General features: G+C 70.4%; 16 protein-coding genes. 10 read left to right on the top strand and 6 right to left on the bottom strand.

The window, feature by feature from the left end; all coding sequences use genetic code 11:
• The first annotated feature begins 12 nt into the window (after positions 1–12).
• The 4 genes from G4D86_RS20460 to G4D86_RS20445 all read left to right on the top strand — a co-directional run bounded on the left by G4D86_RS20460 (position 13) and on the right by G4D86_RS20445 (position 4,936).
• Positions 13–1,041: an NADP-dependent oxidoreductase gene (locus G4D86_RS20460; protein ID WP_163995980.1), complete on the top strand. Its 1,029-nt coding sequence runs from the start codon at positions 13–15 to the stop codon at positions 1,039–1,041.
• A gap of 221 nt (positions 1,042–1,262) precedes the next feature.
• Positions 1,263–2,432, top strand: coding sequence for a sialidase family protein (locus tag G4D86_RS20455; RefSeq protein WP_163995672.1), 1,170 nt, complete (start codon positions 1,263–1,265; stop codon positions 2,430–2,432).
• A 235-nt stretch (positions 2,433–2,667) separates the two neighbouring features.
• Entirely contained in the window at positions 2,668–3,726 is a 1,059-nt protein-coding gene (locus G4D86_RS20450; RefSeq protein ID WP_163995671.1) for a hypothetical protein, read from the top strand.
• Positions 3,727–3,919: 193 nt separating this feature from the next.
• Positions 3,920–4,936 carry a trigger factor gene (locus G4D86_RS20445; protein WP_240360370.1) on the top strand — a complete coding sequence of 339 codons (1,017 nt, stop codon included), beginning with the start codon at positions 3,920–3,922 and terminating at the stop codon, positions 4,934–4,936.
• Positions 4,937–5,003: 67 nt separating this feature from the next.
• Here the strand turns inward: G4D86_RS20445 and G4D86_RS20440 are convergent, their stop codons facing one another.
• A complete protein-coding gene (locus tag G4D86_RS20440; protein WP_163995669.1) occupies positions 5,004–5,378 on the bottom strand; it encodes a hypothetical protein in 375 nt (124 codons plus the stop codon).
• Between the two features lie 110 nt (positions 5,379–5,488).
• Here G4D86_RS20440 and mtgA point away from each other — a divergent pair, with 110 nt between their 5' ends.
• From mtgA to G4D86_RS20425, 3 genes are all read left to right on the top strand, one after another.
• On the top strand, positions 5,489–6,361 hold the full coding sequence (gene mtgA, locus G4D86_RS20435; protein ID WP_163995668.1) for a monofunctional biosynthetic peptidoglycan transglycosylase: 873 nt from the start codon (positions 5,489–5,491) through the stop codon (positions 6,359–6,361).
• A 103-nt stretch (positions 6,362–6,464) separates the two neighbouring features.
• Positions 6,465–6,872, top strand: coding sequence for a DUF2141 domain-containing protein (locus G4D86_RS20430; protein ID WP_163995667.1), 408 nt, complete (start codon positions 6,465–6,467; stop codon positions 6,870–6,872).
• Between the two features lie 11 nt (positions 6,873–6,883).
• The gene (locus G4D86_RS20425) at positions 6,884–8,338 is read left to right on the top strand and encodes a carotenoid oxygenase family protein (RefSeq protein ID WP_163995666.1); all 1,455 of its coding nucleotides are present in this window, start codon (positions 6,884–6,886) and stop codon (positions 8,336–8,338) included.
• A gap of 45 nt (positions 8,339–8,383) precedes the next feature.
• Here the strand turns inward: G4D86_RS20425 and G4D86_RS20420 are convergent, their stop codons facing one another.
• Together G4D86_RS20420 and G4D86_RS20415 are read right to left on the bottom strand one after the other, a co-directional pair.
• Entirely contained in the window at positions 8,384–9,535 is a 1,152-nt protein-coding gene (locus G4D86_RS20420) for a serine hydrolase domain-containing protein (protein WP_163995665.1), read from the bottom strand.
• Between the two features lie 201 nt (positions 9,536–9,736).
• Positions 9,737–11,191, bottom strand: a complete 1,455-nt coding sequence (locus G4D86_RS20415) for a serine/threonine-protein kinase (protein WP_163995664.1) — start codon at positions 11,189–11,191, stop codon at positions 9,737–9,739.
• 298 nt (positions 11,192–11,489) lie between these two features.
• On the opposite strand from G4D86_RS20415, the gene G4D86_RS20410 reads away from it, so the two are divergent.
• The 3 genes from G4D86_RS20410 to G4D86_RS53840 all read left to right on the top strand — a co-directional run bounded on the left by G4D86_RS20410 (position 11,490) and on the right by G4D86_RS53840 (position 15,366).
• Positions 11,490–12,686: a sterol desaturase family protein gene (locus tag G4D86_RS20410; protein ID WP_163995663.1), complete on the top strand. Its 1,197-nt coding sequence runs from the start codon at positions 11,490–11,492 to the stop codon at positions 12,684–12,686.
• 14 nt (positions 12,687–12,700) lie between these two features.
• Positions 12,701–13,903 (top strand): MFS transporter, encoded by a 1,203-nt coding sequence (locus G4D86_RS20405; RefSeq protein WP_163995662.1) that lies wholly within the window; start codon positions 12,701–12,703, stop codon positions 13,901–13,903.
• Between the two features lie 161 nt (positions 13,904–14,064).
• Positions 14,065–15,366, top strand: coding sequence for an LbetaH domain-containing protein (locus tag G4D86_RS53840; RefSeq protein WP_163995661.1), 1,302 nt, complete (start codon positions 14,065–14,067; stop codon positions 15,364–15,366).
• 158 nt (positions 15,367–15,524) lie between these two features.
• Here G4D86_RS53840 and G4D86_RS20395 read toward each other — a convergent pair whose 3' ends face one another.
• The 3 genes from G4D86_RS20395 to G4D86_RS20385 all read right to left on the bottom strand — a co-directional run bounded on the left by G4D86_RS20395 (position 15,525) and on the right by G4D86_RS20385 (position 21,844).
• On the bottom strand, positions 15,525–17,147 hold the full coding sequence (locus G4D86_RS20395) for a serine/threonine-protein kinase (RefSeq protein ID WP_240360369.1): 1,623 nt from the start codon (positions 17,145–17,147) through the stop codon (positions 15,525–15,527).
• Positions 17,148–17,245: 98 nt separating this feature from the next.
• Entirely contained in the window at positions 17,246–17,557 is a 312-nt protein-coding gene (locus G4D86_RS20390) for a hypothetical protein (RefSeq protein ID WP_163995660.1), read from the bottom strand.
• A 108-nt stretch (positions 17,558–17,665) separates the two neighbouring features.
• Positions 17,666–21,844, bottom strand: coding sequence for an Ig-like domain-containing protein (locus G4D86_RS20385; RefSeq protein WP_163995659.1), 4,179 nt, complete (start codon positions 21,842–21,844; stop codon positions 17,666–17,668).
• Between the last annotated feature and the right edge of the window lie 18 nt (positions 21,845–21,862).

Genomic DNA, 21,862 nt, shown 5'->3' with positions numbered 1-21,862 from the left:
AAGGAGAACGACATGCCACAGCGTCCCCACGTCAACCGCCGCATCGTCCTGGCCGCCCGCCCGCACGGCGCGCCGACCCCGCGAGATTTCCGCCTCGAAGAGGCCGCCGTGCCCACGCCGGTAGAAGGACAGGTGCTGCTGCGCACCTTGAACCTCTCGCTGGACCCGTACATGCGCGGCCGCATGAGCGAGGGCCCGTCCTACGCACCGCCGGTGGCGCTGGGCGCGGTGATGGTCGGCGGCACGGTCAACCGCGTGGTCGCTTCCAAGCATCCGAAGTTCCGCGAAGGCGACCTGGTGCTCGGCAACGCCGGCTGGCAGGACTACGCGGTGTCGGACGGCCAGGACCTGATGCCGCTCGGCGACGTCGCGCATCCCTCGTACGCGTTGAGCGTGCTCGGCATGCCGGGCTTCACCGCGTACCACGGGCTGCTGAACATCGGCGAACCCAGGCCCGGTGAGACCGTGGTCGTGGCCTCGGCCAGCGGTGCGGTCGGCGCGGTCGTCGGTCAGATCGCCAGGCTCAAGGGTGCGCGCGTGGTGGGCATCGCCGGTGGCGCCGACAAGTGCCGTTACGTGGTCGGGGAACTCGGCTTCGACGTCTGCCTCGACCGCCATGACCCGCGATTCGCCCAGCAGCTCGCCGCCGCGTGCCCGAATGGCATCGACGTCTACTTCGAAAACGTCGGGGGCGCGGTGTTCGACGCCGTGCTTCCGTTGCTGAACAACGGCGCACGCGTGCCGGTGTGCGGGTTCATCGCGCACTACAACGACAAGGAGCTGCCGCCCGGTCCGGATCGCCTGCCGCTGCTGATGCGCATGCTGCTGAACAAGCGCATCCGCGCGCAGGGTTTCATCATCCTGGACCACTACGCGGACGGCTTCGCGCCGTTCTTCCGCGACATGAGCGCATGGGTCGCCACCGGCAAGGTGAAGCTGCGCGAAGACATCGTCGATGGTCTGGAGAACGCACCGGCGGCCCTCATGGGACTGCTCGAAGGCAAGAACTTCGGCAAGGTCGTTGTCCACGTCGCGGATTGACGCTTGCCTCGCCGGCCCGTGGAACAATCCGCATGAGGTCGTTGCGTCTTCGGATGGAAGAACGGCCTACGTCTCCAACACGGGTTTCGGCAGCTTCCATGCTGACGCCATTGGGTGTCGGCAGGGGAGCCTGTCGGGCCAGGTCACTCGCATGTCATGGAGGTCTCGTTTTCCCGTTTTACTGTTGAGTCGGGAGGTCTGCTTTCGGCACGCTGGCCGTCATGCCCTCTCCACTCCGTCCCCCCCAGCTCCCGCTACTGCTGACCCTCCTCGCGGTGTCGCTCTCCGCGTGCGCGCCAGAGGCCCCTTCTCCCGAGGCTGAAGTGCCCCTGGCCCAGAGCGAGGCGGAGCTTCCGACGGGAGGCTGGCGGGTCCTGATGGCGAGCGGTGGCGCCCCGGTCCGGCACATCACCCGCCGCTCCGACGGCCTGCTGATTGGCGGCGTGAGCGCGGGGACGCGCATCGACGTCTGGACGAGTGCCAATGGGGGCGCGAGCTGGCAGCTCCACGGCTCCGTCGCCAACAACCCGGCCGTGCAGTTCGGTGACGTGATGATGCGCGCCATCCCTGGCACGCGCACCGTCTTCTGCGCCTTCCGCGAGCTGTCCAACGGCCAGTGGCGCATCACCGTCACCCGCAGCGACAACGACGGCGACCATTGGGTCTACGACAGCACCGTCATCGGTCCCGTCACCCGCTTCGTGGGCGCGCCGTACCTCTTCCAGCGCGCGAACGGCGACCTGCAGGTCTACTACGACTCCGAGCCGCTCGCCGCGTCGCGCGGCTACCCCGGCCATCAGTGGATTGCCATGCAGGGCCGCCTCGGAACCACCGGCGCCTGGACGGCCTACGGCGTGGTCGCCGTCGCGTGGGACAAGCGGGCCGGCGCGCTGAACCGCGAGGGCATGCCCACCGTCGTGCAGCTCGGAGGAGACCGCCTCATGGTCGTCGTCGAGGGCGTCGAGCCCTTCGCCACCGGCGGAGCCAACGCCAACGTCATCAACGCCGTCCAGTCGTGGGACGGCGGAAGGACGTGGGACGAGTCGCTGCGCCGCACCGTGTACCGCTCCCGCGTCGACCCGGGCTCGGGGCGTCGCTACAACGCCTACGTGCCCTCCGCCATCCGGGTGGGCAACGGCCCCGTGGGCGTCGCGTTCTGCACCGACGAGGACAAGGTGGGCGCGCCCGACGCGTCGAGCACGGCTCCCCACCTGCGCAACTGCCATGTCGGGTACGTCAACACCACGGTCAACTTCGAGACCTGGTCCGCCCCGAGCGCCGTCTGGACGGCCACCTCGCGCAACTACACGCCCGGCCTCTTCGAGCGGGCCTTCAACGACGTCATCGTGTTGATCGACGCGCTCGGCGACAACCGCGTCCTCCAGCGGTAGCACCTCCCAGCCGCGCGGGGACAGGGCCGGCGAGGGCACACGGCCCGAGTCCCTTTGCTTCACGCCAGGAGTGGTGGCACCAACGGAACTGAAAAAAGTGTAATGATTCCGGGCCCCTGGCGCTTCAGGCCCGCCTCGCCCTCGCTGATCGAGAAAAGGGGCAGGGCTGACGCAACTCCCGCTCGCGGGTTGCGATAATCCAGGCAGGTTCCATCCAATTTTCGTGAGGCCCCCCATGGGTTTCCCCGACATCAAGAAGACCTTCAACACCGTCCGCACCAACGTCCAGAAGACCGTCCAGGACGTCCAGAAGACCGTCCAGAAGACGGTTCAGGACAACAAGAGCCTCATCTCGGGCGGCATCGCGGTCGCCACCAAGACCTCGAAGGCCATCGGCTTCAGCAAGGACGCCTTCCAGCAGATCAAGAACATCAAGCAGGGCGCGGAGGGTCTGCTCGGAAAGACGAACCTGGACTTCATCCGCAGCCCCACCTACTCGCAGGGGTTCAAGGGCCTGTCCAAGCTCGGCGCGAACATGGGCGCCGCCATGCGCTACGCCGGCATCCCCGGTGCGGTGGCGGCGGGCGCCACGGCCGTCAAGGACATCCGCCAGGCCATCCGCACGGGCAGCAAGGACGACATCATCTCGGCCACGCGGTCCACCCTGGACGCGACCAAGGCCGGCATCACCGCCGCGACGGGCGGCATCGTCGGCGGCAAGGTGATGGGCGGCGTGCTCGGCGGCAACATCTTCAAGGGCAAGCTGGACGCCGCGAAGACGGCCGTTGACGCCTTCAAGAAGGCGCTCCCGAACGCCAGCGACGACGTGCTCAAGGCCGTCAAGGGCGCCGCCACCAAGGGCATCTTCGAGGGTGGCGCCAAGAAGGCCGTGAGCCGCGCCATCACCACCGCTGCGGGCGACGCCGCGAAGGTGGGCGGCGGGTTGGCCAAAAACATCATTGGCAGCAGCGGGCGCGCGGCCGCCAAGGCCGCGCTGGCCACGGTGGGCAAGGAGGCCGGTGAGGCCGCCCTCAAGGCGGGCGCGAAGGCCGCCGCGGGCACCGCCGCCAAGACGCTGGGCCGGTTCGCTCCGGGCGTCAACGTGGCCATCGCGGCCGTCGACGTGGCCAACGCGGGCGCGACGCTGATGGACAAGAACGCGAGCACGGGCAAGAAGGTGACGTCGGTCATCACCGCGGTGGGCTCCATCGCCGCGGCCACCAACATCCCCATCGTCAGCCAGGTGGGCGCCGCGGTCTCCACGGTGTCCAGCATCGTGGGCGCCTTCTTCTAAGAAGCGGCCATCCTTTCGCGGTTTGTCAGAGCGGCTCGGCTGGACTATGCCTAGGTCCATGCCGAGCCGTCGCTTTTCTCCCCATTGGCGCGGACGCTGGCAGGCCTACCTTCCGGGAGCATTCGTGAGCAGCAATCAAGGGACTCAAGGACCAGGTCGCGGTGTCGAGCGCCTTCTGAAGATGAGCCCGGTGGTGAGCACCGCCTCCGCCGAGGCGCTCAAGCTCCCCAGCGTGAAGGCCCCCTCCCTGGAGGGAATCGCCGTGCGCGTTCCCACCCCGGACGACCTGACCGAGGAGGACCTGCTGCGCGCCTTCCACGAGAAGCGCCGGGAGCTGGCCACCTCGCGCGAGCGTCAGCCGGGCGAGTCGCTGGAGCTGGGGGACGACGTCCAGCTCAACATCGTGGGCTACTGCGATGGGAAGCTCATTCCCTTCTCCGCGCGCTTCGGCATGACGACGGAGCTGGCGCCCATCGAGGCGCTGCCCGGGTTCTGCGAGGCCGTGGCGGAGGGGGGCAAGGTGGGCGAGTCCATGCAGATTGCCCTCGAGCTGCCGGAGGCCTACCCGGTCGAGCACCTCCAGGGGAAGCCGGCGCGCTTCCTGGTGGACATCGTGGCCGCCCGCCAGGTGACGCTGCTGCCGGAGAGCTCGCCCGAGTTCCTGGAGAAGCTCGGGATGGGCAGCACCCTGGAAGAGGTCATGGACAACCTCCGCGAGGAGCTGGAGGACGAGCTCGCGGGGCAGCTCTGGGTGCAGGCCCAGGACATGGTGCTGGACGAGGTGGCCCGGCGCGCTCCGGTGGAGCTGCCGCGGGCGCTGGTGGACGAGGAGCTGCGCCGCCGCTGGGTCCAGGCCGAGGGCAAGGCCATGGTCGAGTACCAGTTCGACGTCGAGGAGCAGCAGGAGGCGCTCCAGGGCTGGCTCACGGACCCCGCCACGCGCGCGGACGCCGAGCGCCGGCTGCACATCGGCATCGTGCTGAAGGCCGTCACCGAGGCCGAGAAGCTGCAGCTCACGCCGGAGAAGCTCGAGGAGCTGATTCGCGACCACATGGAGCCCTTCGGGTTCAGCGCGGAGGACGTCCACGCCGCCCTGCGCGAGTCGCCGGAGACGACGAAGCGCCTGACCGAGCTGGGCTGGTACCTGCTCGTCGTGGAGCACGTCGTGAACAAGGCGAAGGTCACCTTCGAGGGTGCGGAGCAGGGCTGAGGCTCCTCGCGCGAGCGCGCCCCATCCAGGGCGCGCTCACCGCGGAGCGCGTCCCGCCGCTTCGCCATCAGCTCTCGCTGAACCACAGCCCCAGGCCGCCCAGCAGGCCCATGCCCACGAACAGCGCGGCAAGCGTCCACGTCTGACGGCGCGACCACTTGAGCAGCTCGCCGTACCGGTAGCCGCACACCAGCACGAGGGCGGCGAACCCCAGACAGATGGACACGGGCCCCAGGGCGACCAGCGCCTTGCGTGCCGTCCCGCTCACGTCCAGGACCGCCAGCAGCAACAACGGCCCGAAGCCGATGACGAGCAGGACGAGCACGAGTCCGAGGCCCTTCAACGACTCGGGACTGGACAGGTCCATGTAGTCCAGGAACCGCTGCCACCAGGAGCGGGGCGGCTCCGGTGGCTCACGCGGAGCGAGGGGTCGGTGCGCCATGGCATCGCTTCTAGTGCAGCCCGGCGCCTATTTGAAGAAGTCGCCGACTGGGGGAGCCCCGGCCGTCTTCTGGACAGCGGCCGTCTACCGGGGCAGATGTGTGCGCACCGATGGCCTCCCGTCCGCCCTCCGCGCGAGCCTCTTCCGTCCGGACGCAGAAGACGAAACAGCTCCCCTCCAGCGCCCGGCGCGTCGTGGGAAAGCACTCCGGCCCGGGCTGGGGTCGCTGGGCGCTCGCCGGGTGGCTGCTGCTCGTCCTCTGGCTCAGCGTGGAGTACGCGCGACTGCCCGATGTGAGCCTCCTGCGGACGCAGAACCTGCGCACCACCGCGCTCATGGCGCAGCGGGCCGAGGAGGCGCGCGAGGCAGGCAGGAAGCCCCGCGTGCGCCAGTCCTGGGTGTCCCTGGACGCGGTGGCCCCGCACGTGGTGGACGCCGTGCTGGTCTCCGAGGATGCGCGCTTCTACCAGCACGAGGGTGTGGACTGGACCGAGGTGGAGAACGCCCTCGAGCAGTCGGTGCGCGAGGCGCGCCTGGGCCGCGGCGCCTCCACGCTCACCCAGCAGCTGGCGAAGAACCTCTACCTCTCCACGGACCGCAGCCTGCTGCGCAAGGGCAAGGAGCTGCTGCTCGCGCGCCGGCTGGAAACCCAACTGTCCAAGCAGCGCATCCTCGCGCTGTACCTGAACGTCGTGGAGTGGGGCGAGGGCGTGTACGGCATCGAGGCGGCGGCGCGCGAGCACTTCGGCACCTCGGCGCGGGCACTCAGCGTGGCGCAGGGAGCGATGCTCGCGGGCATGTTGCCTGCCCCGCGCCGCTGGCTGCCCGCCCAGCGGCCCGAGGCCCTGCGCACCCGCGCCGGCGTCATCGTCGGGAGGCTGGAGCGCGAGGGGCGCATCAGCGGGGCGCAAGCCCGCGAGGCCCAGGCCGAGCTCTCGCGCTTCTTCGGCGTACCGCCCGCGCCCGCCTCCGTGGGGAGCTGAGCCGCACGCAGAAACGCGTCCACACGTGACTTCCGGCACATGTGCACCCGCGCATGGCCCTTCATATTGCCTCGCATCCACCCGCCGCACCCCGAGGCATTCCGTGAAGCTCCTGCTCGCCGCCGTCCTGCTGCTGGCCGCCAACGCTCACGCCGCGACGCTCACCCTGGACATCCAGGGCCTGAGCAAGAAGTCCGGCCACGTCCTCATCGCCGTGCACACCAACGCGGCGTCGTTCAACGACAAGGGCAAACCCGTGGCCGTGCGCAGCGTGGAGGTGACGGACTCGAAGCTGACCGTCACCATCCCTGACCTCGCGCCGGGGGACTACGCCGTGAGCCTGTTCCACGATGCCAATGACAACAACAAGCTCGACACCAACATCATCGGCATCCCCAAGGAGGGCTACGGCTTCAGCAACAACGTGGGCGCGCGCGGAAAGCCCCGGTTCGACGAGGCGAAGTTCACGCTGGGCGCCGACGGCACGACGCTCACCCTCGTCGTGTTCTGAGGATGCGCGCCATGGACCGCCGCACACTGTTGCAGGGGGTGGGCGCCGCGCTGCTCGCCGGCTGCGCCTCGGGCCCGCGTCCCGCAGCCGCGCCGTCCGCGGCCCCTGACTGGGCCCTGGGCTGGCGCTCCGTGACGACGGACGTGCTGGCGCCCGTGGAGGCGCGCGTGGACGGCCGCTTCCCGGACGCGCTGCACGGCACGTTGTACCGCAATGGCCCCGGCCGCCTGGAGCGCGCGGGCCAGCGCGTGCGTCACTGGTTCGACGGCGACGGCATGGTGCAGGCGTTCCGCGTCTCGCCGAGCGGCGTCACGCACCATGGGCGCTTCGTGTCGACCTTCAAGTTCCAGAACGAGGAGCGACTGGGCCGCTACGCGCTGGGCACCGCCGAGCTGCCCGCGCGCGGCAACGATGCGTACAACACGGCCAACACGTCGGTGCTGATGGTGGGCGGCGAGCTGCTCGCACTCTGGGAAGCGGGCTCCGCGTACCGGATGGACCCGGAGACGCTCGAGACGCGCGGCACGAAGGACTGGTCCCCGGAGCTCACGGGCGTGCCCTTCTCCGCGCACCCGCTGCCCGAGCGCGACGGCAGCTACTGGAACTTCGGCCTCGCGCCGTACGCGGGCGAGCACGGCCTGATGCTGCTGTACCGCTTCAGCGCCGACGGACGGATGCTTCAGTCCGCACACCTGCCCATGCCCTTCTCCGGCTACGCGCACGCCTTCGCGCAGACGGAGCGCCACCTCGTCGTGGTGCTCGCGCCGCTGGTGTGGGACCGCGAGCGCGACGTGACGTGGTTCGACGCGGAGGCCTGGCAGCCGGCGCTGGGCACGACGGTGCTCGTGGTGGACAAGGCGGACCTGACGCGCGTGGTGCGGCGGGAGCTGCCCGCGGGCTTCGTCTTCCACTTCGGCCACGCGTGGGAGGACGGAGACCGGCTGCGCGCGTACGCCTGCTGGTACGAGGACTCGCACTTCATGCACCTGTCGGTGGACCAGGACATCCGGGGACGGGGGAAGGGGCTCCCACCGGCGCGGCTGGCCCAGCTGGAGATTCCACTGGGCGCGGGAGAGGGCCGCATCACCCGCAGCCCCCACGGCGCGGAGTTCCCGGTCGTGGACCCGCGCGTCCCGGGCCGGCGCGGGAGCGCGCACTTCGTCACGCTCGAGAGCGAGGACACGGCGCGCCCGCACAGCGGCGTCATCGCGCGCATCGACGTCGAGCGCGGCGGGGTGCGGCGCTTCGACTACGGCCCGGGCGTCATCGCCGAGGAGCACCTCTTCGTGCCCTCGGGGCCGCGCGAGGGCCAGGGCTGGCTGCTGGGCACGTCGCTGGACTGCGTGCGCGGCCACACGCGCCTGGCGGCCTTCGACGCGGAGCACCTCGAAGATGGGCCCGTGGCGCTCGCCACGCTGCCGCGCGCGCTGCCGCTGGGCTTTCACGGCACGTTCCTGAAGGGGTGAGCGGAGGGGCAGGGGAGGGGACGCGTCCGAGGCGCTGGGCGCGCCTCAGCCTTCCTCCTCTAGCGCGCGCAGCTCGAGCCCGAAGGCCGCCTCGGCCAGCCGCGCCACGATGCGTGCTGTCTCCACGCCCTCTCCCTTGCGGTTGACCACCACGATGACCGCGTCGCCGCGGCCGGGCAGCCAGGTGAAGAGGCTGGAGAATCCGTCCGCCGCGCCGTTCTTGCTGACGACGAGCGCGCCGTTGCGCCCACCCACCCGGCTCGTACTCCAGCCGAGCACCATGCCGCCGCCGCGCTTCTTCTCCGCCGGGTAGGGCTTGAGCATCGCCTCTCGCGTGGCCGCGTCGAGCACGACGTTGCGCTCGAGGGCGGCATGCAGCCGCACCAGGTCGTCCAGCGTCGTGGAGAGGAACCCGGAGGGCACGCCGTAGAGGCCCTGGGGTTCGGGGAGCATCTCCCGCCAGGCGCCCTTCTTCCGCTCGTGGCCGGTGGCGAGGTTGCGCGCGGTGGCCGGGTAGCCCGTGTCCACCATGCCCAGGGGGCGCCAGACGTCCTCGCGCATGAAAGTGACGAAGGGCCGGCCACTGGCCGATTCCATCAGCCTGCCGACCACCGCGTAGTTGAAGTTGGTGTAGTCGGTGCGCGTGCCCGCGGCGAAGGTAAGCGGCGCCCCTGCGTAGCCGGCGAGCGCCTCCTGCCAGGTGGCCGGTTGGCCGACCTTGTCTCCGATACCGCTCGAGTGCGCCAGGAACTGGCGCACGGTGATGGCGCGCCAGGCTTTGGGAAGCTCGGGCAGGTAGCGCGCGGCCGGCTCATCCAGGCCGAGCTGGCCGCGCTGCACGAGCGTCAACGCGCCCACCGCGGCCAGCGCCTTGGAGAGCGAGCCGATGTGGAAGACGGTGGCGGAGTCCGGCCGCTCGCCGCCGCCCCGGCGCTTCTCGCCGTACCCCTTCTTCACGACGACCGTCCCGCCACGCACGACCGCGACGATGGCGCCAGGCAGTTCCTGCCGCCGCATCTCCTCGGCGAGGATGGCGTCCACGCGCCGCTCGAGCGCCCGGTCGAGCGCCACGGTGGGCTCGGCCCGCTGCGCTGCGCGCCCGGGAGCGGTGGCGGCCCGCCGGGTCGGCGCCGGTTCGGCGCGCGGGTGCAGCGGGACGAGGACCAGTAAAGCCAACAGCGGGGGAGGGATGCGCACGGGACAGAGCTCCGGTGAGAGGTGTGCGGTGAGCCTGGTGTCGCCCGGCCCATCTGAGCGCGGAAAAGCCAGGCATCTCATTCGCGGCCCTTCCATGCGTAGGAATGCCGCGTTGTAACATTCGCTGGCGCGTCGCGTCCGCAGGGGCGAAGCCGGAGGCGGCACCGGCCGGGAGCACACGTCGGGCTCTGGAGCAGCTGGCTATGGACTGTCGTCTCGAACCGCGGGGCCCGAGGTGGCAGGGCGTGGCTTGGTCATGACGGGGCTGTAGCACGCGCCCTTGTATTCAAAGCTGTCCTCATCATCACAGTCCTTCAGGTCCACGGGCACCTTCCACCAACAACCGCCGTTGATGGCGACCTGCACCTTGCCGGGACAGCGCCCCTTGCCATCCGGACGCCGCTGCCATGGGAAGGGCTTCGGTGGCAGGTCGACCGCGATGGGTGACCACACGGAGAGGGCGCGCTCGGGCGCCACTGGCGCCGTCAGTGCGGTGTCCCCGACGGCCACGGTGCCGGCATCCCTTGCCTCTTCCTGCTCCGCGAGGTGGGGCGTCGCGGGCTCCTCAAAGCGACTCACGCTCAGCAGCCCCCCGGCGCTCAGCGCCAGTGCACCTCCGAGACCGGCGGCCGCGAACCAGGGCCACCTCCGCATGCGAGGAGGGCGCCGCACCGTGACGCGCTGAGGGATGGGAAAGAGGCCCGCGGGCCGCGGCTCTTCTCCTGTGAAGAGCGGCACATCCGCCTTACGTCCCGCGCGGCGCGCGGCCTTCTCGAGCGCTTGCGCCACCTCCCGCGCGCTCCCTCGCGCCTCGGGGCGGGGCGAGAGCATCCGCGACACCAGTGCGCTCAGTTCCGGAATGCAGCGGGGGTTGCAGACTCGCGCCGTCCAGGACTCCAGCTCCTCGGGGTCCCAGAGCCAGACATCCTCCTCCCACGGGTGCGCTGACGGTGGGTACTTCCCGGTGACGAGTCGATAGGCCGTGACACCCAGGGCGAAGACGTCATCCGAGGGCCCCGGCGGATACGTGACAGCCGGGGGCTTGCGGGCCGGGAGCCTGCTGGAGCCGAGGACGAAGCGCCATGCCTCGGGTGCGCGGTAGGCCGGAGTGCCGGGAGGAAACAAGTCCCAGGTCAGCGTGGAGGCCCCCAGGTGGTGTCCGGAGCCGAAGTCCATGAGGAAGGCCAGGCCGTCAGCCCGCCGGACGAGGATGTTGTCACCCTTCACATCGCGGTGGAGGCCTCCGGCCGAATGGGTGGCGTCCAGGGCGCGAGCCAGCCGGGCAAGAAGCTGGAGCACCTGCCGCGAAGACGGGTGCTGGGCCTGGGCCCACTCATAGAGCGGCAGGCCCTCCACCCAGTCCATGACGAGCCAGGCGTAGGACACGCCCTCGCGGCGCTGCCAGTGGCCATGGTCCAGCAAGCGAGGCACGGCGGGGTGGCGGATGCGCGAGAGCAGCTCGGCCTCACGCGCGAAGCGCGCATCCCCCGGGCTCACGGCCAGCTTGAGGGCTACGGCGTCCGCGGTCTGCTCGTCGGCGGGCACGGCGCGGTAGACGACGCCGTAGGAGCCCCGGCCGCGCTGCTCCAGCAGACGCCACGGGCCGAGTCGAGTCCCGGGGGGCAGGCGTGTCGGATTGAGGTCGTCAGACTCCATGAGGTCCCTCGTGAGGCGGTCCGCACCGCGCACGAGCAGACTACTCGCGAGGTAGGTGAACTCCAACACCATCCGGCAGGTGGACACAGCCTTCCACGTCGACCCTCCAGGTGCGCGGCTACCCCCTGGAGACGAGCGCGCGCGGAGTGCCCGCGCATCCGTGAGGCTGGGCGGCTGGCAAGCGGACGGGCCGGCTCCCGGGAGCGCGCGACTCACAGTCCAGACCTCGCCTTCCCAATGGCGAGGCCGGGAGCCCTGGCGCTTTGTCATGGCTCTCCCCGGCGCGAGGAAACGCCTGATGGCCCATGAGACCCTGGCCGCCGCGTACGAAAAGACCCGCGGCCTTGACTGGCTGAAGCACTGGCTCTGGAACAAGGACATCCGGCTGAGGAGAGCCGGACCGCAAGCCCTCCTGCTCGCCGTCCTCTCCGCCATTGCCCTCTTCGTGGAGCTGGCCTGGCACCACGGAGCCCTGAGCATCCCGGATGCCCTGACGGCCCGGAGCGTCGTTGTCTTCTACAACGTCAAGTCCCTGCTGCTCGCCGATGTGGAGGCGCCGATTGCGTCCCTGCTCATCACGGCCAGCATCGCGCGGATTGTCTTCGGCATCGTCATCGCCCTCGCCGACGTCATCTTCTACAAGAGAATCACGGGCCGCCCCTTCGACTGGGAGGCCATGATCAACTTCTCCGTGGTCAACGTCGTGTTCCTGCTCACCGCCACGTTCACCTTCATGAACCCGGCATTGGAGCGCGTGCTGCTGCGGTACGAGGCCCTGGTGCAGCAGGTCCCGACGCTCATCCAGCTCAATGGCACACTCGCGCTGGTGCTCGCCTGCTTCGTGGGTGACTTCTGCTTCTACTGGTCCCATCGCTGGTGCCACAAAATCAGGCTCTTCTGGAACCTGGGGCACGTCAATCATCACCGCTCGCGCAACCTGTCACAGTTGACGCAGTCGGTGGACCCTCATGCCCTCATCCTGGACACGGCGGGGGGGAAGGTGTTCGTCCTGCTCCTGCTTCCCCTGATGACCCGGCTCTTCGCGCTCGACATCCGGGGCAGTGGCTGGGCCCTCATCGGGGTGATGGCCCTGGATGCGTGGACCGACTCCTCTCATTCCGTCACCCTCTACCATGCTGAGCTCCGCTTCCGCGCGCTGAGGATGGTCCGCTGGTTGCTCGTCACCGCGGGGGTCCACTACACACACCACTCGAGGGAGGAGCAGCACAACATCAGCGATGGGTGCAACTTCGGCGCACGCTTGACGCTCTGGGACAGGCTCTTTGGAACGTATGTCGAGCCGCCCCAGTACATCCCCGACGCGGGGCTGTTCAGCGACAAGTCGGACTACTGCCGCACCCCGCTGCGCTTCCTGTTCCATCCCTATGTCAGGATGTATCAGGAGCTTCGACAGAACAGCCCCAGGCACTGGCCGGCAATCATTTTCGGCTCGACGTCGTATAAGCCGCCGGTGCCAGTGCATTCGGAATATTGAGCTCGAGCTCCTTCATGAGCAGACCTGGCCTCAATTCGGACGCGCACCGGCGGGCCCGTGCCGCGCGGCTCGCCGTCGCTGTCATCTTCTTCGTCAACGGTTTCGTCTTCTCCAGCTGGGTGCCACACATCCCGACCGTGCAGGGCCGGCTGGGCATCAGCCCGGGCCTGCTCGGGCTCGCCCTGCTCGGGTGCGCCGCCGGGGCGATGGTCTCCATGCCGCTCGCAGGCACCCTCGTCGCGAGGTGGGGCAGCCGCAAGCTCATCCTCGGCAGCTCACCGGTCTTCTGCCTGCTGGCGGCGCTCCCCGTGCAGTCCAGCCGGCTCTCCCTGTTCGCCCTGGCGCTGTTCGTGTTCGGTGCCGCCAACGGCGCCATGAACGTGGCGATGAACTCCCACGGCGTCACCGTCGCGGAGCGGCTGGACCGCCCCATCCTGTCCTCGCTGCATGCGCTGGCCAGCGTCGGCGGCCTGCTGGGAGCCGCCGGCTCCATCGTCTCCCTGTCGTTCGGGCTGACGCCCATGGCCCATATGCGGGGCGCCATCGTGCTCGGGCTGCTGCTCGTGGGCGGCGCGGGAGGCTTGCTGCTGCCCACCTCGGCGGACCGCGCGCGCAACAGGTCCACCTTCGCGGTGCCACGGGGCCCCCTGCTGCTGCTCGGCCTGATGGGGTTCTTCACCCTGATGGTCGAAGGGGCCATGGCGGACTGGAGCGCCGTCTACCTGCACCGCCTGCTGAAGGTCCGGACGCACCTGTCCGGAGCCGGCTACGCCGTGTTCTCGATGGCGATGGCCGCCGGGAGGTTGCCGGGGGACAGGCTGGTGGTCGCCGTCGGTTCCGTCGCGGTGCTGCGTGCCGGCGGCCTCCTGGCCGCCTGTGGGCTGGGCATCCTGGGCGCGGCCCTGACGCTGAGCCATCCAGCCTTCGCCATCATCGGGTTCGGCTGCGTCGGGCTGGGGCTGTCCAACATCATCCCCATGCTCTTCGAGGCAGCGGGCCGCACTCCGGGAAGCGCGCCGGGGATGGCCATCTCCGCCGTCATCACCGCGGGCTACGGAGGCGTGGTGGCGGGGCCCCCGCTCATCGGCTTCGTGGCCAGCAGCATGGGCCTGCCCGTGGCCCTGGGGCTGCTCGCCGTCTTCCTGGGCGTCACCGCGGCGGGGGCCTCGTTCGTGCGGTCGCCGGCGAGGCAGCCGGTCCCGTTCCCCCCACCCTGACGTAGGCCCGGGACTCCAGTCGCACCACGGTCCAGGCCGCCCATCACATCGAGGGTGTCCACGGACGCGGGGGACTCTCAGTACCCCGTGCTTCCAGTTGGAAGTGCGCCACGTTTACGCCAGGGTGGGAGGCGGGCAACTGCAGACCGAGAGGAGAGGTGATGTCCCGACAGCCTCCGAAGGACCCTGAAGCGTTGCAGCAGCGCCTGGAGCGGCTGAGCGCGGCGCTCGGCCCGCCGCCACGTCCGGTACCCCCGCCGGCCCCTCCGGGTGTCCCGAAGGGCGCGTCCACCGGGGGATTGGCGCTCGGGCTCGGGCTGATTGCGGTCGGCATCGGCACCGGCCATCCAGGGGTGACTGTCATTGGCGTGTTGCTCGTCGTGCTCGGAGCGGCGCTGAGGCTCGGCGCCGTGAGCGGGTTGTTGAGTGCGAGCCTGCCCGCGGGGCTCGCGCCGAAGGACCCGACGCGCGCGCATATCGGCATGGGTGCGGACGTGGCGGAAGGCGCCATCATCGAGCCGGGCGCCACGGTGGAGATGGGTGCCACGGTCGGTGCGGGCGCGGTGGTGAAGCCGGGCGCCACGGTGGAGATGGGCGCCACGGTCGGTGCGGGCGCGGTGGTGAAGCCGGGCGCGGTGGTGCGGATGGGCGCCACGGTGCATGAGCGAGCCGTCATCGAGGATGGCGCCGTCATCGGCTGGGGAGTGGACGTCATGGCCGGCGCGATGGTGGGCCAGGGGGCCGTGGTGGGCGCTGGTGCCACCGTGCGAGCGGGGGCGCAGGTGCCGCCGGGGACGCGCCTTGCTCCGGGGAGCACCTGGTCGTCAGGCATCGGCACCCAGGCGGAGCCGAAGCGCGTCCCGCCGGCCGCGGTGCAGGACCCGCGCGAGTCACGCATCCTCGCGGCCTGCGAGCGCATCGAGGCCGAGCTGCGCCAGTCACCCGAGCAGGTGCGCGAACTGCTGGGGGCCTCGGGTGAGACCGCGCGCGGGTTGCGCGAGACGTGCCTGGGACTGCTGCGGCGCGAGCGCACGCTGCGCGGCGAGTGCTCGCCCGAGAGCCTCGCATTCCTCGCGAAGGAAAAAGCGGAGCTCGAGCGCCGCGGTGCGGAGGCTACGGACCCGGCGGTGCGCCGCTCCCTCACCCAGGCGGTGGGGGCTATCGACGACCAGCTCCGCCAGCGCGGGCTGATGCGCCAGAGCGCGGAGCGACTGGACGCCGAGCTGACCCGGCTGATGTGGACGCTCGACGGGATGGGCGCGCAGTTGGTGCGGCTGCGTACGGCCGGGGCGGAGGTCGCGGGCACGCCGGACCTGGAGATGCTCCACTCGATGCAGCAGCTTCATGACGAGATCGACGCCATTGCCGACGCGCTCGAGCATGTGGCGCGAGAGGACATGCAGCCTGTCGCCCCCATCGATGATGCGGGCTCCGCGCCTTCGAGAGTCCGCTCGCGCGAGTGAACCGGGTTCCTCGGCCCGGCGGCGGCGCTGCTCGGTTCGGAGGGCGAGGCGCCTATGCCGCGGCCCTGCCCACGGCAGCAGCGCAGGGCGTGTACCCAAAGGGGGCTGCACGGCCTCTGCGCCGGCCGGGAGCGCACGTCGGGCTCTGGAGCAGCTGGCTATGGACTGTCGTCTCGAACCGCGGGGCCCGAGGTGGAAGGGCGTGTCGGAGTCATGGCGGGGAGGTAGCACGCGCCCTTGTATTCAAAGCCGTCCCACTCATCACAGTCCTTCACATCCACGGGCAGCTTCCTCCAACAACCGCCGTTGATGGCGACCTGCACCTTGCCGGGACAGCGCCCCTTGCCATCCGGGCGCCGCTGCCCTGGGAAGGGCTTCGGTGGCAGGTCGACCGCGATGGGTGACCACACGGAGAGGGCGCGCTCGGGCGCCACCGGCGCCGTCAGTGCGGTGTCCCCGACGGCCACGGTGCCCGCATCCCTTTCCTCTTCCTGCTCCGCAAGCTGGGACGTAGCGGGCTCCTCGGAGCGACTCATGCTCAGCAGCCCCCCGGCGCTCAGCGCCAGTGCGCCTCCGAGGCCGGCGGCCGCGAACCAGGGCCACCTCGGCATGCGAGGAGGGCGCCGCACCGTGACGCGCTGGGGGATGGGAAAGAGGCCCGCGGGCCGCGGCTCTTCTCCGGTGAAGAGCGGCACATCCGCTCCGCGTCCTGCGCGGCGCGCGGCCTTCTCGAGCGCTTCCGCCACCTCCCGCGCGCTCCCTCGCGCCTCGGGGCGGGGCGAGAGCATCCGCGACACCAGTGCGCTCAGTTCCGGTATGCAACGGGGGTTGTTGACTCGCGCCGTCCAGGACTCCAGCTCCTCGGGTTGCCAGAGCCAGTCATCCTCCTCCCACGGGTGCGCCGACGGTGGGTATTTCCCGGTGACGAGTCGATAGGCCGTGACACCCAGGGCGAAGACGTCATCCGCGGGCCCCGGCGGATACGGGACAGCCGGGGGCTTGCGGGCCGGGGGCTTGCTGGAGCCGAGGACGAAGCGCCACGCCTCGGGTGCGCGGTAGGCCGGAGTACCGGGAGGAAACAAGTCCCAGGTCAGCGTGGAGGCCCCCAGGTGGTGTCCGGAGCCGAAGTCCATGAGGAAGGCCAGGCCGTCAGCCCGCCGGACGCGGATGTTGTCACCCTTCACATCGCGGTGGAGGCCTCCGGCCGAATGGGTGGCGTCCAGGGCTCGGGCCAGCCGGGCAAGGAGCTGAAGCACCTGCCGTGAAGACGGGCGCTGGGCCTGGGCCCAGTCATAGAGGGAGAGGCCCTCGATCCAGTCCATGACGAGCCAGGCGTAGGACACGCCCTCGCGGGGCTGCCAGTGGCCATGGTCTATCAGGCGGGGGACGGCGGGGTGGCGGATGCGGGAGAGCAACTCGGCCTCACGCGCGAAGCGCGCATCTCCTCGGTTCAGGGCCAGCTTGAGGGCCACGGCCTCTGCGGCCAGCTGCTCGGCGGGCACGGCGCGGTAGACGACGCCGTAGGTGCCCCGCCCGTGCTGCTCCAGCAGACGCCACGGGCCCAGTCGCGTCCCAGGGGGCAGGCGTGTCGGAGTGAGGTCGTCAGACTCCATGAGGTCCCTCGTGAGGCGGTCCGCACCGCGCACGAGCAGACTACTCGCGAGGTAGGTGAACTCCAACGCCATCCGGCAGGTGGATACGGCCTTCCACGTCGACCCAGCAAAGCGCCGCTCCACGTCCGGCACCCGCCGCTCGAAGAGTCCGCGGGCCTCGGTGAGCATGGGATGCCATCATCGGCGCACTGGGGACGAGGTGAGGCAGGTGAACGTGCGCCTCACCGGGGTGGACGCGGTGAGGCGGCCCGGGCGGGCCCGCTGCTTCAGAGTACGCCGTTCTCCACCAGCGTGGCGAAGACGCCCAGGCCCAGGAAGGCCACGCCCAGCACGAGGTAGAGCACGGCCATCCCGAGGGCCCGTCCTCCGGTCGCCTCCATGTGGGGCGAAGGATGGAGGTCCAGCGGGTTCTTCTGAAGCTGCGAGTGCATCGCCTTGCCGAGCAGGCCCGGCCAGGCCCCGGAATGGGCGGGGTTCACGACCGTCATCCGCTTGCGCACCAGGGCGCGCACACCGGACACGAGAAAGAACAGGCTGAAGCCCCCGGTGATGATGAGCTCGGCTGGATTGAATTCCATGGGGCGGCAGCTTCCTCGGGCCCGGGGTTGGCGCGCAAGCCACGGCCCGCACGCCGCGCGTCAGTGGCGCGGCGCCGGCCGAGTTCGAAAGGGCAGCGCTGCAGTGGCTCAGTTGCCGGCGTAGGCGGACATATTGCTGCCCGGGTAGCCGCCGGTGCCGGACCAGGTGGAGGGCAGCGTCGCGAGTCCCGGCTGCACCTTGTAGGAACCGGTGCCGCTGGTGTGTCGCCAGTAGATGTCGCCCCCGCCGGTGGGGCTGAGGACGGCCAGCCAGTACGTCGTGCCCGACGTCACCGCCTGTGAGGTAATGGTGCAGACGTTCCATGCGCCGGGAGTGACTGTCGCGACGGTGCAGTTGCGCAGCAGCGCGCCGGGCGTCCCGCTCCCATTCGCATACAGGCCGAGCTGGAGCGTGGTGGCCGCCGTCTGTCCATCCACGTAGATGCGCAGACCCGTGACGTTGCCGGTGGCGCTCGCCACGTAGCTGAACGCGGCCGCGACGCCCGCGTGCTCGAAGTCGGACGCCGTCAACACTGTGCTGTTCCCGACGAGGGCCGTGGGCGCGGCGGGGGTCGTCGCGCTGACGTTGGCCGTGAAGGCCGAGCTTCCCACGGCATTCGTCGCCCGGACCCGGTACCAGTAGCGCGTGCTCGCGGCCCGGCCCGTGTCACTGAACGTCGTCACGTTGGCGCCCGGCGTCCCGACCTGGGCGAAGGTGCCCGGGGCCCCGGAGACGTCCGGCGCCCGTTCCACCTGGAAGCCGCTCTCGTTGGTCGAGGCATCGGTCCACGCCAGGTTGATCTGCCCCGACGACACCGCCGTGGCCGTCAGCCCGGTGGGCGCCGCGGGCGCGGTGGCGGCGCTGCTCACGGTGATGGAGACGGTGGCGGAGTTGGTGCTGGCGGCGGGGTTGCCGGTGTCAACGGCCACGGCGCGCACCGTGTGGCTTCCCTGGGAGGGATTGCTCCAGATGCAGCCGTAGGGACTGGTGTTGCTGGAGCAGATGAGCGACGTGCCGTCCGCGTAGAAGTCCACCCGCGCGATGCTCCGGCCATGACCCGCGGTGGCGGTCGTGGCGAGCGGCACGGAGGCTGGCGTCGTGTACGTGGCATTGGCGACGGGCGAGGTGAGGCTCACCGAGGGCGGGTTGGACAGCGTCAGGGGCACCGCGGCGGAGGTGGTGGCCTGGAGCGTGTCGTCGGTGGCCTTCGCCGTCACGCTGTGCGCGCCGTCCTGGAGCGAGCTGACCCCGCAGCTCACGGACGTGGTGGCGGGCGCGGTCACCGTGCAGAGCAGCGCCGTGCCGTTGTCGAAGAACTCGACCTTCGTGAGCGTGCGGCCCGGGCCCGCCGTGGCTGTGGCCTGGAGGTTCAGGTTGGCGGGCGCGGTGAAGTTGGCGTTGGCGGCCGGCTGGGTGATGGCCACCGTCGGCGCGGTGGAACTGCCCGCGGAGAGGCCATACATCGAAGCGCTGGACGCGCCCGCGTACACGGTGGAGGTGCCGAACGTGGGGCCCGGCAGCGCGGAGAGGCCCGTGGGGGAGAAGCGCATCGAGCCGGTGGGCAGGTCCATGTAGCGGAACACGCCGCCCCCGTTCGCGCCCAGCAGGGCCAGCCAGTAGACGGTGCCCGACGTGAGCGTCACCTGCGGCGAGGCGGTACAGCCGTACCACTGGCCCGTCACCAACGGCAGCGCATCCACCACGGGTGCGGTGCAGGAGGAGAGCAGGGTGCCCGGAGCGCCCGAGGCATCGCTGTAGACGCCAATGGACAGCGAGGCATTGGCATTGCCCGGCGCCGCGAAGACCTTGAGCGTCCCCAGCGTCCCCGTCGCGACGGCGGTGTACTGGAAGGCGTTCACCGAGCCGCCGTTGTCGAAGTCGTTCTGCGTCCCCACGGTGTCGACGCCTACGAGCCGCACGCCGCCCACGGAGGGGCTCACCGTGAAGCTCACCGGCGCGGAGCTCGTGACGAGCGCCGGGCTGCCATTGTCCGTCGCTCGGGCGAAGACGTTGGAATACGTGCCGGCCGTCGCGTTCCAGGTGCAGCCCGTGCCGGTGGTCGTGAAGCAGAGCGACGTGGTGCCCTGGAAGAACTCCACGCGCGTGAGGGTCCGCCCCGCGCCCGCGCTGGCCGAGGCGCTGAGCGTCGTGCTCCCCGTGGGCAATGTGGCGCCGGAGGTGGGGCTGAGGATGCTGACCGTGGGCGGGCCGGCGACTGTGATTGCCACCGACGCGGAGCCGCTCTCTCCCAGGGTGTCCACCGCCTCCGCGCTCACCGTGTGGCTGCCATTGCCCAGGCTGCTCGTGGCCGTGCAGGTGACGGGGTTGGAGACCGGGGCGTTCACGGTGCAGAGCACGGTGGCGCCCGCGCGGAACGTGACGCTGGCAATCGTGCGGCCCGTACTGGCCGTGGCCGTGGCGCCCAGGCCGAGCGTCGCGGGCGCGGTGAAGTTCTGCCCCGCGGAAGGCGTGGTGATGGCGACGGTGGGGGCGGTGGGAGGCGCCCCGGAGATGAGGATGACCCCGCTGGTCGAGTGGCGGATGCGGAGCGCGTTGTTGCCGGTGTCGAAGGTCCACCCGTCCGCGGCCAGGTCCGTGCGCTGGGAGAGGGCGGTGCCGCCCGCCGTCACCGTCGAGGGGACGAAGGCGAGGCGCAGCACCTCCGTCGCGCTGGCGTCGTAGGTGGTGTAGCGGACCTCGCTGCCGGGCCCGTAGGTGACGCTCTTCACGACGGAGGTGGAGCGAAGCAGGTGGTTCTGTCCGGCGGGCGCCCAGTCCGGCTGCGCGCCCATGCCGATGACGAAGTGACGGATGAAGTCACCCCAGCCATCCGTGAACCAGACGTTGTTGGGGTAGGGCCCGTCGATGGTCAGCCCGCTGTTTCGCACCATGTACGTGGCCCAGTTGAACGCGCGGAAGGCCTTGTCCTTCGCCGCCGCATCCCCGGTGAGCTCCGCGTAGCGCGCATTCACCGCGGCGTAGCGCGCGGTGTGGCTGCCCATCTTGTAGTGGAAGGCGTACTGCTCCTTGATGGGACGCGCGCCGAACTCGAGCGTGTCCCCGAAGTTCGTCTCGATGAAGGCGATGATGTTCTGCACATGCACCTGCCAGCTCGGGTCCAGGGCGGGGTTGTCCATGAGGAACTTGGCCGTCTCCCCGGGGACGAGCTGGTTCAGGTTGTTGGTGGCGTCCGAGCCCACGTCCTCGAAGTACTGGGTCCAGTTCTGCGTCGCGATGGGGCCGTTGGCGCCGAGCAGCCACGCGAGGACCGTGGCCTGGGTGCTCTGCCACTGGGACAGCCGCGTGGAGGTGTAGCCGGGTGCGCCGTCCAGGGCGCCCGCCTGGCCCAGCCGGGTGAGCTCCTGGAAGAGCTTGAGGGGCTCCACGACGTTGGACGCGAAGTTGTCGACGATGTTCGCGCCGGTGCGCACGGCGTTGTCGGAGGCCCGCACGCGGTAGGGCCACGGCGACACGGTGGCGCTCGGGGTGCGCAGGTGGCTGGTGAGCTGGTTTGCCGCGTTGATGGCCATGTCGCGGTAGGCAGTGTTTCCATTGAACTTGAAGGCCTGGACGGCGGCCCACGCGAGCGCGCCCACCTTCTCCGGCTGGAGGTAGCCCATGCCGTCCCCCACGCCCACCGACGAGCCCGCCTGCGTGCCGGCGTACGTCAGCGTGCCGCTGGCGCCGCTCGCGTAGGGCACCTGAGACCAGTGGTCCCCTACGGCCGTCATTCCGTGCGCCAGGTGCCAGTCCAGCAGCGCCAGCGCGGCGTTCCGCAGGCGCGGGTCGTTCTTGTAGGGCGAGTACGCGAGGCCGGACTCGATGAGCATCGCATTCAGCCCGGCGGGGTTGTGAGGCCAGCCCACCGGCTCGCCGGCTGGAGAACAACCGGGCGCCGTGCCGCTGCACAGGTACGAGTGCGCGTAGTAGGCGGGCTTGGGCACCGACGGGTTCGTGAGGTTGGACAGGTCGGGCAGCGCGAGCAGGTAGTTCTGGTTCAGGTCCAGCACGTAGTCATACGCGGCGGAGGACCCCGGGTTCGTGGGGGGCGCCCAGGACACGAGCTTCCCCGTGCCGTCGCACTGCGCGGCATGCTGGTCGATGCTGCCTCCTCCGCTGCAAGCGAGCGCCTGGCGCACGGTGGTGGCCCCAGACGCTTCGGTGGGTTCGGGAGTGCCGGAGGGGGCGACGCAGCTGGTGAGCAGAACGCAGGTGAGCGCGCCGATGAGGCCCGGGCGCGAAGCGAGGAGGGAGCGGACGGTCCGCTCCGGAGGGGGGAAATGCATGGGGTGGGTCCTTCAGGG

The organism is Pyxidicoccus caerfyrddinensis, assembly GCF_010894405.1.
GTDB classification, from domain to species: Bacteria; Myxococcota; Myxococcia; order Myxococcales; family Myxococcaceae; genus Myxococcus; species Myxococcus caerfyrddinensis.
The sequence above is the reverse complement of the archived record's forward strand: the minus strand, read 5'-3'. Positions and strand labels throughout refer to the sequence as shown.

Bases quoted from the DNA above. Each gene is read 5' to 3' on its own strand.
- G4D86_RS20415 (WP_163995664.1), bottom strand. From the start codon at position 11,191: ATGGAGTCTGACGACCTCAATCCGACACGCCTGCCCCCCGGGACTCGA.
- G4D86_RS20440 (WP_163995669.1), bottom strand. From the start codon at position 5,378: ATGGCGCACCGACCCCTCGCTCCGCGTGAGCCACCGGAGCCGCCCCGC.
- G4D86_RS20405 (WP_163995662.1), top strand. From the start codon at position 12,701: ATGAGCAGACCTGGCCTCAATTCGGACGCGCACCGGCGGGCCCGTGCC.
- G4D86_RS20455 (WP_163995672.1), top strand. From the start codon at position 1,263: ATGCCCTCTCCACTCCGTCCCCCCCAGCTCCCGCTACTGCTGACCCTC.
- G4D86_RS20425 (WP_163995666.1), top strand. From the start codon at position 6,884: ATGGACCGCCGCACACTGTTGCAGGGGGTGGGCGCCGCGCTGCTCGCC.
- G4D86_RS20390 (WP_163995660.1), bottom strand. From the start codon at position 17,557: ATGGAATTCAATCCAGCCGAGCTCATCATCACCGGGGGCTTCAGCCTG.
- G4D86_RS53840 (WP_163995661.1), top strand. From the start codon at position 14,065: ATGTCCCGACAGCCTCCGAAGGACCCTGAAGCGTTGCAGCAGCGCCTG.
- G4D86_RS20395 (WP_240360369.1), bottom strand. From the start codon at position 17,147: ATGCTCACCGAGGCCCGCGGACTCTTCGAGCGGCGGGTGCCGGACGTG.
- G4D86_RS20460 (WP_163995980.1), top strand. From the start codon at position 13: ATGCCACAGCGTCCCCACGTCAACCGCCGCATCGTCCTGGCCGCCCGC.
- G4D86_RS20410 (WP_163995663.1), top strand. From the start codon at position 11,490: ATGGCCCATGAGACCCTGGCCGCCGCGTACGAAAAGACCCGCGGCCTT.
- G4D86_RS20385 (WP_163995659.1), bottom strand. From the start codon at position 21,844: ATGCATTTCCCCCCTCCGGAGCGGACCGTCCGCTCCCTCCTCGCTTCG.
- mtgA (WP_163995668.1), top strand. From the start codon at position 5,489: ATGGCCTCCCGTCCGCCCTCCGCGCGAGCCTCTTCCGTCCGGACGCAG.
- G4D86_RS20450 (WP_163995671.1), top strand. From the start codon at position 2,668: ATGGGTTTCCCCGACATCAAGAAGACCTTCAACACCGTCCGCACCAAC.